General features: G+C 36.5%; 10 protein-coding genes and 1 pseudogene. 6 read left to right on the top strand and 5 right to left on the bottom strand.

What is annotated here, in order from left to right; genetic code table 11:
- The 5 genes and pseudogenes from ACOVO2_RS04800 to ACOVO2_RS04780 all read left to right on the top strand — a co-directional run.
- Positions 1 to 552 (top strand): annotated as a pseudogene (locus tag ACOVO2_RS04800) (TonB-dependent receptor); the annotation flags it as partial.
- Positions 553 to 731: 179 nt separating this feature from the next.
- Positions 732 to 2,081 (top strand): FGGY-family carbohydrate kinase, encoded by a 1,350-nt coding sequence (locus ACOVO2_RS04795; RefSeq protein ID WP_421768866.1) that lies wholly within the window; start codon positions 732 to 734, stop codon positions 2,079 to 2,081.
- Between the two features lie 177 nt (positions 2,082 to 2,258).
- Entirely contained in the window at positions 2,259 to 3,056 is a 798-nt protein-coding gene (locus ACOVO2_RS04790; protein ID WP_421768865.1) for a ParA family protein, read from the top strand.
- Positions 3,057 to 3,164: 108 nt separating this feature from the next.
- Complete coding sequence (locus tag ACOVO2_RS04785) at positions 3,165 to 4,262, top strand: fatty acid desaturase family protein (RefSeq protein WP_421768864.1); 1,098 nt, start codon at positions 3,165 to 3,167, stop codon at positions 4,260 to 4,262.
- A 6-nt stretch (positions 4,263 to 4,268) separates the two neighbouring features.
- Complete coding sequence (locus ACOVO2_RS04780; RefSeq protein ID WP_421768863.1) at positions 4,269 to 4,853, top strand: Crp/Fnr family transcriptional regulator; 585 nt, start codon at positions 4,269 to 4,271, stop codon at positions 4,851 to 4,853.
- Positions 4,854 to 4,928: 75 nt separating this feature from the next.
- Here ACOVO2_RS04780 and ACOVO2_RS04775 read toward each other — a convergent pair whose 3' ends face one another.
- The 4 genes from ACOVO2_RS04775 to ACOVO2_RS04760 form a co-directional block, all read right to left on the bottom strand.
- A complete protein-coding gene (locus tag ACOVO2_RS04775) occupies positions 4,929 to 5,603 on the bottom strand; it encodes a response regulator (RefSeq protein ID WP_421768862.1) in 675 nt (224 codons plus the stop codon).
- A 77-nt stretch (positions 5,604 to 5,680) separates the two neighbouring features.
- Positions 5,681 to 6,472 carry a sensor histidine kinase gene (locus ACOVO2_RS04770; RefSeq protein WP_421768861.1) on the bottom strand — a complete coding sequence of 264 codons (792 nt, stop codon included), beginning with the start codon at positions 6,470 to 6,472 and terminating at the stop codon, positions 5,681 to 5,683.
- Positions 6,451 to 6,990 carry a hypothetical protein gene (locus ACOVO2_RS04765; protein WP_421768860.1) on the bottom strand — a complete coding sequence of 180 codons (540 nt, stop codon included), beginning with the start codon at positions 6,988 to 6,990 and terminating at the stop codon, positions 6,451 to 6,453. Before ACOVO2_RS04765 ends, ACOVO2_RS04770 begins: the two co-directional genes overlap by 22 nt.
- A 188-nt stretch (positions 6,991 to 7,178) precedes the next feature.
- Positions 7,179 to 7,541: a hypothetical protein gene (locus ACOVO2_RS04760; RefSeq protein ID WP_421768859.1), complete on the bottom strand. Its 363-nt coding sequence runs from the start codon at positions 7,539 to 7,541 to the stop codon at positions 7,179 to 7,181.
- 190 nt (positions 7,542 to 7,731) lie between these two features.
- Between ACOVO2_RS04760 and ACOVO2_RS04755 the strand changes: the two genes are divergently transcribed.
- The gene (locus tag ACOVO2_RS04755) at positions 7,732 to 8,637 is read left to right on the top strand and encodes a patatin-like phospholipase family protein (RefSeq protein WP_421768858.1); all 906 of its coding nucleotides are present in this window, start codon (positions 7,732 to 7,734) and stop codon (positions 8,635 to 8,637) included.
- 66 nt (positions 8,638 to 8,703) lie between these two features.
- Here the strand turns inward: ACOVO2_RS04755 and ACOVO2_RS04750 are convergent, their stop codons facing one another.
- Complete coding sequence (locus ACOVO2_RS04750; RefSeq protein WP_421768857.1) at positions 8,704 to 10,290, bottom strand: MFS transporter; 1,587 nt, start codon at positions 10,288 to 10,290, stop codon at positions 8,704 to 8,706.
- Between the last annotated feature and the right edge of the window lie 390 nt (positions 10,291 to 10,680).

The raw sequence follows: 10,680 nt of genomic DNA, 5'->3' as shown, positions 1-10,680 counted from the left end.
GGTATTCCGATTGCGAAAATCAAATCGAATCTTAATTTTAGTGCTGGTGTGAATTACGCAAAAAATCCGAACTTGATTAACGAAATAAAGAGTTTCACGAATACATACGGCTTCAATGGCGGCATGGTTTTGAGTAGTAACGTAAGCGAAAAAGTTGATTTTACGCTTTCATATTCGCCAACATATAGTTTAGTGCGTAATTCGGCACAAACCACTCTTAATACCAATTATTTGTTTCAGAATACATCATTTAAAATCAACTGGCTCTTTGGCAAAGGCTTTTTATTACAATCGGAAGTGCTAAATCAGGCTTACTCGGGTTTAGGTACTGGGTTTAATCAAAACTTTACGCTTTGGAATGCTGGTTTTGGTTATAAATTCTTGAAAAAACAAGCCGCCGAACTCCGTATCAATGTTTTCGATTTATTGAAACAGAATAATAGTATTGCCAGAAATGTATCAACTGCCTACATAGAAGATGCTCGTAGTCAGGTACTTACACGTTATTTTATGCTTACATTTACTTATAATTTACGTAATTTCAGATTGTAGAGAATTTTATTTTAGAGGTAAATTCTACTCTTAGGAACGTCCAATTTGGGCGTTCCTTTTTTATAAATTAAATTATCAGAGTAGTACACGACAGGCTTGTTCGTATCAGATAAATTTGTATTTTTACAGCACCATTTTATACGTAACAAAACTAAAAGCAAAGCTCCAAACCAATCTACATGAAAGTCTGTGCCGTTTTTGATATTGGTAAAACCAATAAAAAGTTACTTCTATTCGACGAAGATTATAATATTGTAAAAGAAGAACAATCGCAATTTGAAGAAATTCTGGACGACGACGGCTTTCCGTGTGATGATTTGATTCGGTTAAGTTCATGGCTCAAAACTACCTACGAGTCTATCAAGCAAAATCCTGATTATGAAGTAGTTGGGCTTAATTTTTCGGCTTATGGGGCAAGTTTTGTTCATCTAAATTCGGAAGGTAAACCGATTACTCCACTTTATAATTATCTCAAAAACTTTACTCGCCAAATGAGTAAAGAATTTGCCGAAAAGTATACCTCAAATGTATTTACCGAAACGGCTTCGCCCGAACTCGGTATGCTCAATTCGGGCTTGCAATTGTATTGGTTAAAAAATGAAAAACCAAGTATTTTCCACCAAATCAAATATTCTCTGCACCTGCCTCAATATTGTAGTTTTCTTTTCTCGAATCAACCAGTATCCGAAATTACGAGTGTGGGCTGCCATACCGCTCTCTGGGATTTTCAGAAAAACGATTACCATGCTTGGGTTGAGGCCGAGCATCTTCATTCAGTGCAGCAAACGCCCCAACTTTCGAGCAATATTGCTACTAAGGTTAATGGTGTTGCAGTAGGTATTGGTATTCATGATAGCTCGTCGGCACTTGTGCCATATCTTAAATCTTTCGACGAAAAATTTATCTTACTTTCAACAGGTACGTGGGCCATTAGTATCAATCCGTTCAATGATGAGCCGCTGACTAACACCGAGTTACAAAAAGATTGTTTGTGTTACCTAAATTTTGCAGGAAATCCAGTAAAGGCTTCAAGGCTCTTTGCGGGTAACGAACACGAACGTCAGACCAAACATCTGGCTTCCTATTTTGAAAAAGACGTTGACTACTATAAGCAAGTAAAATACGACCAAGACATGGTTTGGTTTTTACGTAATAAATTCAAACAGGCTACTCCACAAACGGCTGATGTTGGCCTTTTGAAAGATTGTCCGTTTGTGGAGCGAAATCTCAACTTATTTAAGTCTTACGAAGAAGCATATCATCAATTTATGCTTGATTTGGTAGCTCAGCAGGTGGCATCGCTAAATCTGGTAATGGGCTGGAGTAAGCCAACGCAGATTTTTGTGGATGGTGGTTTCTCGAAAAATGATATTTTCATGAATCTTTTGGCCGAAACTTACTTCAATAAACAGGTTTATGCTTCCGAAATTGCCCAAGCATCTTCTTTGGGAGCTGCTTTGGTAATTCACGAACACTGGAATTCTAAGCCAGTTCCTCAACAATTGATTGCTTTGAAAAGGTATTTTTAAGCCTATCGTTATAAAACTAAGCAAAATAGTGTTAGCTATTTTAGGGGATTGAGCTGTTAGATAGGTTTTTTCAAATACTTGACTATCAAATAATTATAAAAACCGAAAAGACATTTGTAATGAATGTCTTTTTTTTTATATTTGTTCTACCGTAAACCTTAAAACATAACCTATAATTTGAAAACGCTTAGTTTTGTGAACAACAAAGGTGGCGTCGGAAAAACAACCTCTGCTCAGAATGTCGGTGTGGCTCTGCATCGTTTTGTCAAAAGTAAAGTGTTGTTTATAGACCTTGACGCCCAAGCAAGTCTTACTCGTTGTTTTGGTTATCATAATTTGCATTTTTTCGATGCTGATACGGGCAGTTTTATTTTGAATGATAAGACTTTTGATGAAGTAGTTGTCAAGACAGATGTGGGCGATTTACTTCCCGCCTCAATGGGATTTTTAGCCGCCGAAGAAAGAATCCGAGCCAGTGCAGTTTTTCCTTTTAATCTCAAAATTGCCCTCGATAAAATCAAACACCGCTACGATTTTATCATCATTGATTGCCCCCCAAGCTTATCTACCTCCGCCCGAATCGCTTTAGTTGCCTCCGACCTATATTTTGTACCACTCCAAGCTGAATTTTTAAGCTATGAGGGACTCCGTAATTTTTTGGCTTTTGCCAGTCAGATTTCAATGATTTGCCCGAATCTCGAATTGGGTGGTGTTTTTGCTACTCGATATAATCCTAAAATGAAACGCCGATTAAGTGTAGATTTGATAAAATCAACAAAAAAACAGCTGAAAGAACAATTTTTAGATACATATATTCGTGATAATATAGCAATTCCTGAAGCCCAAGCCAGCGGAAAAGATATTTTCATGTATGAGCCAGACTCGAATGGTGCAATCGATTATTACAAACTCACCCGCGAATTAGTCAATAAACGTTTTACGAAAAATCTCATGGAGCAATTAATGAGAGCATAGTTAGAATTCCTATAAATTATCCAAGAAATATTACTTTTTCTATAAAAAATTGTAGAAATAAATTGTTTTTGAGTAGATTTGTTTTTTACCTAAACCTATAACCACTAAATGCAACCCGCCAAGTACGCCAAAGTAAAGTTTCTGAATAGAGACAAGTCATTGTTTTTTTCAGTACTTAGAGAAAACATTGATTCCTATTTTGAAACCAATTCTCTTGAGAAAACGGGTGGCTCGAAATTGCTTTTCAAGGCAATATTCATGTTGAGCCTTTATCTGATTCCATTTGCTCTGATTCTTACCGGAAATTTCACCCCATTACAAATGCTATGCCTGACCGTCGTGATGGGCTTAGGAGTGGCTGGTGTTGGAATGTCGGTCATGCACGATGCCATTCATGGTTCGTTTTCATCTTCTTCTAAACTTAATAAACTCTTCGGGGCATCCATTTATTTGCTCGGAGGAAATGTCTATAACTGGGATGTGCAGCACAATAAATTGCATCATACTTATACCAATCTCCATGATATTGATGAAGATATTACTGGTAAATTTATGTTGCGTCTTTCGAGTGGCGATAAACTAAAAGGCATTCATCGATTTCAGCATATTTATGCTTTTTTCTTGTATAGCCTCATGACAATTTCTTTCCTGTGGAAAGATTTTAAAGAAATTTCTTTATACAATAAAATGGCTGAAACTGGCTTGGTGAAACCTTTTCCTAAAAAAGAATTAGTTACACTAATCATTAGTAAAATAGGATATGTGCTATTTATTTTTGTCTTACCGATGTTAATGCTAGACATTACCATTGGACAGTGGTTTGCTGGATTTATGGCTATGCACTGTACTGCAGGAATAATTTTAAGTACGGTTTTTCAGTTGGCTCACATTGTAGAAGGAGCTGCACAACCAGCAGTTGATGATCGTGGCAATATAGAAAATGCTTGGGCGATTCATCAATTGAATACAACGGCTAATTTTGCGGGCAATAATAGAATTCTCTCGTGGTATATTGGCGGACTTGACTACCAAGTTGAGCATCATTTGTTTCCGAATATTTCGCATGTGCATTATCCTGCCATTGCATCAATCGTAAAAAATACTGCCGAAGATTTTGGAATTGTTTATAACAATAAAGAATCGTTTACGAAAGGTTTGCAATCACACATCCGAATGCTCCATAATTTAGGTCATGGAGCGGTGTAGAGAAAAATGAGTAAAGAAAGTTTGGTCAATTATATTCAACAAATCTTACCGATGCCAATCGATAAGGCCGTCTATATTGCTACTTTTTTTACTCAAAAGAATTATGTAAAAAATGACTTTTTGCTAAAAGAAGGCAAAATCTGCACTGAATCTTATTTTATAGAGTCAGGCTTTCTGCGTTCGTATGTGGTTGATATTGATGGTAATGAAGTTACCACTGATTTTTATGGAAGCAACCTCTTTGCCAATGATTTTTTATCGTTTTTTAAACGAATTCCTTCTAACGAAAACATCCAAGTTTTGGCCGATTGCACAACTTGGATGATAAACTATAATGACTTACAGACTTGTTTTCATACAATTCCCGAATTTCGGGAATTTGGGCGTATGATGCTTATCAATAATTATTCGAGACTAAAAGAGCGAATGCTCGGCATGATTCTGCTTACTGCCGAACAACGCTACGAAAAATTGCTTACCTCGCACGCCGAAATATTTCATAATGCTCCGCTAAAATACATTGCTTCTTATTTAGGGATAACTGATACTTCGCTCAGTAGAATTCGTAAAGAAATTACCCGTGGCAGGTGAGTCTGGTTACTTTTTTATCTGTTAATGCTTAATGGTTCCATTCATTTAAATAAATACCCAGTAACTAATCTACCACTATAACAAAGTACTTGGGTCGAGCAAATTATTTTTTATTGAGAAAACTACTAAGCCTGCGGTATTTCGCATACCTGTTTTTTCGAGTAAATTGTTTCTATGTCCATCAACCGTACGAACGCTTATGAAAAGCTTATTTGCAATTTCTTGGGCAGTATATTGCTTACAAATTAGGTCGAGCACATCAAGTTCGCGTTGTGTAAGTGTTGAAGGAATATCATCCTGAATCAGTAAACGAGGTTTCTTACCTGTCAAACGGTTTTTCATGGCTGCCAGAAAGGCTTCGTTGAAATAAAAATCTTTTTCCATCACTGCCCAAATGGCCTTTTCTACTTCGGCGGGTTCTACATTTTTGAATAAATAAGCATTTACGCCTAATTCCATGAGGTGCGTAACGAAACGGTCTTCGCTGTAAACTGATAGAATAATGATTTTAATCTGAGGAAATTTCTGGTGAAGGATTTTGGTTGTATCAACACCATTGAGTTCGGGCATCGACAAGTCGAGTAGTACAATGTCAGGTTTTACTTCGGCGGCTTCGATGGCCTCAATTAGTGCTTTTCCATTATCTACTTCGAGTATAATCTGGATATTTTCAAAGGAATTAACGATTGAAATCATGCCTTTGCGAAACAACACTTGGTCGTCGGCAATGGCAACGTTTACGGTTTTCATGGTTGTTTTAGTGGTTTTGAATCGGTGAACTAAAATTTAACACACTGAATAATAAATTTATTAGCTGTTCGGGATTCTTAATTCAAAGGAATACTTACGTTGAGTTTTAGGCCTTCGTTGGGTTTTGTTTCAAATTTTGTTGTGCCATTTATCATTTTGGTTCGGGTTTCGATATTTTTTAGACCCAAACTACGTTTCTGATAGGCCTCTACAAAATCGAAACCTTTGCCATTGTCTTTATATTCAATTTCGAGTGTATCGTTCTCAGACTTTAGCACTAAATGTACACTTTCGGCTTCTGAATGCTTGACCGCATTATTGAGTAATTCTTGAATGAGTCGGTACACAATCAAGCTTTTCTTTGTATCAATCGATACCAGATTATCAACTTTCAGATAAATAGCAATATCCGAAAGTTCCATTGTTTTTTCGCATAAACCCTCTACTGAGTATGCCAATCCAAATTCTTCTAAACCTTGTGGTAATAAATCGTTGGAGATTCGTCTTACGTTATCAATGGTGTTGTCTATCAGTATTTTTGATTTATTACTGATACTTTCGATGGCTGTTTCTTCATTTGGGCTTTGTTGAATTTGCCCAACCAAGAGCCTAAGTGTTGATAGGGCCGCACCAACTTCATCGTGCAGGTCACGGGCAAGTCTTTTTCGTTCGGTTTCAATAGCTTCGAGAGTACCGTGGTAGAGTTCTCGTTGATGTTTGGCTTCGGCATCTTTAAAAGCCAAATCTTGCCGGATAATCCGACGTTGATAGATTATTATAAATGAGACAACGCCAACCGCCAACAGAACCATTGCGATTGTTCCGCCAAAGAGTAAAATGTATAAATCTAACGGCGATGACTGTGCCATAGGCCAATTCCTAAAAATAGATGTAAGAGTAACATTAAAAAGGCGTGCATTCCCCATGCAAGCGATAATAGATGGTTATCTTTTTTGATTAAATTACTGAGAATATAGATGAATAGATTACCTGCAAAGTAAAACAAAAAACCTGAGTTAATCCAAAAAATTGGTTGTTTTGTTGGGTCACGGGTATCAAGTTCTATCAACATTTTGTAAAAGCACAGTAAAGATAACCCAATTATAATAATACTCTCTAAACCACTGGCATAAGTATTAAAATTGAAGATTCCTTGAATAAAAATACCATTAATAATAGCAAGTATTGTGAAGGCTACAATAATGAAAGATATTGATTTTTGATTAAAAAAAGTACCAAAAAACTTTTTATAAAATAAACCAATTACGATAAATTCTAAAATTGTGTAAAGGTGGAGTGCGGGGAGTGTATTTGGAACTTTAAAATACATAAGCGAGTGTGACAGGATTTCGAAGAAAGTACCGAGTAAGATGAAATACCAAATCATGATAAGCTCATTTTTCAAATACTTGTAGCGTATAAGCCCAATTGTCAATGTAAAAATAAGTACGTAAGATACGTTATTCAGCAGCCATATTAGAAACGAGTTTACCATACCATTAATGAGGATAAAAGTAAGTAAGCATTACTAAATCTAATGCTTACTTAGTGCGGGTTTAGTTAATTTAACTGATATTAGCCTTCCGGATAAGGTGGTACAGGGTGGCTAAAATCGTAAATTTCGTCTCCTTCGCTCTCTAGTTTAATATTTTCTGGATTATCATTATCAATAATCAAATGAGCGTTCGACATCATCACGCAGCCATAGAGCGTATCTTTCTTACCTATATGGTCTAAATATTTCATTCCGAGTGTAAATTTGATATATTCTTTGTCCTTATTTTGGTCTAAGACAATCTGGATTTCATCTCGGTGGAAATAAAAAGCCGTAAAATCTTCGGTTTTGAAGTGCTTATTATTGAGGTAGTTTTCAACGTACTCTTTTGCCAATGCTGGGTCGATTGGCTTGTCGTAATCAGGAATTTTGTTTTCGGACATAATATGTAAGTGATATAAAAGTGAAACGATACAAATATAGATTTTTTTAGGAGAGCATCAATGCGTAAAAATACCTGTTTTGCTAAATAGGCGTTTATACCCTTATTGTATTTTAGCATTTTATTGAGATTTGTAATTGTAAAAAGAGATTCAAAAATACATCTTCAACATAATTCCTAAATACAATCTCATGAAAACCTATCCTTACAAAAATCTTGTCTTCAAGGGCGGAGGTGTAAAAGGTATTGCTTATGTTGGTGCCTTGAAAGCACTCGAAACAGCGAATATATTGCCTCAGATTACCCGTTTTGCGGGTACTTCAGCAGGTGCAATCACGGCCGCATTAGCGGCTTGTCGTATTAGCTCTGATGCCTTGAATACTTTTCTAAGTACAACTAATTATAATAATTTTAAAGATAAAGGAGGCGTTTTTAATTTTCTGAATGATCTCGCTAATCATTTTGGGGCTTATGAAGGAGATTATTTTTTAGACGATTGGTTTAAGGTTTTTCTTTCAAAGCAGGGTGTTGACCCCGAAATTACTTTTAAAGGAGTAAATGATAAATTCGGAACAACCCTGAAGGTGTTTTCAACCGATTTGAATTTGCAACAAGTTCAAGTTTTTTCTTTTGAAACTACACCTAATGTGAAAATTGCGGAGGCTGTGCGGGCTTCAATGTCGATTCCGATGTTTTTTAGGGCTTGGCAGTTTCCTGATGGAGATCCAAACGACCATATTTATGTCGATGGGGGAGTTATGTACAATTATCCAGTCGATACTTTTGATTCGGTTGATTCGCCCGAAGCGACACTCGGCTTTTTCCTCACTGACTTGAATCCCGATGATCATAAGCCAAATGATTTGGCGTTTGGAATTTCACACCTTGAATTATATATCAAGTCGGTTTTTGAATCATTAATGAATTCACAAGATGTGATGGTGAATGAAAATGAATTTGATGAATCACGTACCGTAAGAGTTGATGATTTGGGTATCTCCGCAACTGATTTTGGAATTACTCAAGACCAAGCCAAACAGTTGTACGATTCTGGCTATAAGGCTACCAACGATTTCTTGAAAGCAAAAAATATCTGACTTATTTACATAGAAAACGCCACTTTTTGATTAAAAAGTGGCGTTTTCTGTTCTTTATAAAATATTTTAATGACCTTTTCCGCCACCTTTTACCACTTCTTTATCGAAATCTATACCTTGTTTACGTAAAACGCCTTGCACTACAATTCCAAAAATGAATAAGTAAACAAAGCATCCTGCCGCCAAAAGATAAGATTCTTGAATACCGAACGAATCGGCCACTTTTCCTTGTACAACAGGTATGATTGAGCCTCCAAGAATCATCATAATCAAGAAAGCCGCCCCTTGATTGGTGAATTTTCCGAGTCCAGCGGTTCCGAGCGAGAAGATACTCGGCCATAAAACCGAACAGAACAATCCTCCCGAAATCAGCGAGAAAAGAGCAATTTTACCAGTTGTCATTACACCAATGATAGACATAATTGCACCAAGTGCTGTGAAAATCAATAATAAACGCACTGGCTTTTCTTGGCTAGCAAAATATGCCAAAATCATGATTGCCACGCATGCGGCATAAGGGTATAAATCACTAACATCACCACTATATAAAGAGTTGACAATCAATACAATTGCGAATGCAACAAACGGAACAATGATAGTAAGAATTTTCTTCATTGATTCAGATGGGTTGAAGTTGCCAATGGAGGCCGTCCATCGACCAATCATCATACTTCCCCAAAACAATGATACAAATTTTGAGATTTGCGATGAATCTAAATTCTGTGTTTCTTTCAAATATTCACCAAGATTTGAGCCAATCGTTACCTCAACGCCTACGTAAACAAAGATTGCGGTCATACCCAATACTGCTTGTGGATAACTTAATACCGAACCTGCATTTTGTACTGCTCCTGATTTTCCTGCTAACGAATAAATCATGTAGCCGATCATTAATACAGTCATTAAAATAAACGTAAATGTGATAGCAATTTCGATTGAAAAAGCGGCAGCAACTCCCACACACAGCACCAAAAATGCCAAAGGCAAACCAATTACGATATTGCTAACTTGAACATCTTCATCGTTTTTGATGCGAGGCAGTTTAGAAATCCAGAAAAATAGGGCCATTAATGCAAACAAAACACCTAAAATAAGATAAGGTACCTTCACATCCTCAATTGAAGCATTAGCAGCAGCATCTTTTGAGATCGAACCGAAGATCGCATATGAAACCAAAGCTGGCCCAATAGTACCACCTAAGTTATTGACCGCACCACCTAAATTAATGCGTTGAGCCCCAGTTTCTGGTGGGCCAAGTGCAATCATAAAAGGTTGAGTAGCCGTCTGTTGTAATGAAAACCCTAATCCTACGATAAACAATCCTGAAAGTAGCAAGTTATATGAAGCATTCTGAGCAGCTGGATAAAACAGGAGTGTACCCACGGCCGAAATTAAGAGCCCAATTACAATTCCATTTTTGTATCCGATTTTGTTGAGGATATCTCCACCCATGATGCGTGAAAATATCAAATAAAGCACCGAACCAATAAAATAAGCCGCATAGAAGGCAAAGTCTACGAGTTGGGCTTGGGTTTGAGTAAGAGTAAATTTTTCTTTAAAAAGAGGAATTAAGATTCCGTTTGAAGCTGCAACAAAGCTCCAAAAGAACCATACGGTCATTAGAGTGTAAAGGTGAGAACGATTATTTTGCATAAAGTAGTAAGGTTAAAATTGAGTTGCAAATAAGTAAATATATGCCCTATTTCCAAAAGTAATTATTGAAATAAGGGCCATGGGCAGATGGTTTCATCTGGTGTTTACTTGGGATTTAATCAAATTTTTTGTTAAAGAATTAGATTCTTGCTCTGAATTTATGGTAAGGTTTAGTGAAGCATTTTTTTTTAAATTAATTTGCGAAGAACATCGTTTTAATATTAATTTTTTTATGACTAATTTTAATGGATAAATTTGAGAGAGAAATAACTACACTGTAAACTAAATTAATATCTCCCGCATAGGCGAGGGGTCGGCGACGGTCGGCCGCTGCCGTTAGGGAGGGGTCAAAATAGACTGATTATCAATTGCTTACAAACCCCACCATTT

Source organism: Emticicia sp. (assembly GCF_049241225.1).
Classification (GTDB): Bacteria; Bacteroidota; Bacteroidia; order Cytophagales; family Spirosomataceae; genus Emticicia.
Note: the sequence above shows the minus strand (reverse complement) of the source record. Positions and strands in the feature narration are given on the sequence as shown.

Coding starts and splice junctions, on each gene's coding strand:
- ACOVO2_RS04795 (WP_421768866.1), top strand. CDS start 732: ATGAAAGTCTGTGCCGTTTTTGATATTGGTAAAACCAATAAAAAGTTA.
- ACOVO2_RS04785 (WP_421768864.1), top strand. CDS start 3,165: ATGCAACCCGCCAAGTACGCCAAAGTAAAGTTTCTGAATAGAGACAAG.
- ACOVO2_RS04780 (WP_421768863.1), top strand. CDS start 4,269: ATGAGTAAAGAAAGTTTGGTCAATTATATTCAACAAATCTTACCGATG.
- ACOVO2_RS04775 (WP_421768862.1), bottom strand. CDS start 5,603: ATGAAAACCGTAAACGTTGCCATTGCCGACGACCAAGTGTTGTTTCGC.
- ACOVO2_RS04770 (WP_421768861.1), bottom strand. CDS start 6,472: ATGGCACAGTCATCGCCGTTAGATTTATACATTTTACTCTTTGGCGGA.
- ACOVO2_RS04765 (WP_421768860.1), bottom strand. CDS start 6,990: ATGATTTGGTATTTCATCTTACTCGGTACTTTCTTCGAAATCCTGTCA.
- ACOVO2_RS04760 (WP_421768859.1), bottom strand. CDS start 7,541: ATGTCCGAAAACAAAATTCCTGATTACGACAAGCCAATCGACCCAGCA.
- ACOVO2_RS04755 (WP_421768858.1), top strand. CDS start 7,732: ATGAAAACCTATCCTTACAAAAATCTTGTCTTCAAGGGCGGAGGTGTA.
- ACOVO2_RS04750 (WP_421768857.1), bottom strand. CDS start 10,290: ATGCAAAATAATCGTTCTCACCTTTACACTCTAATGACCGTATGGTTC.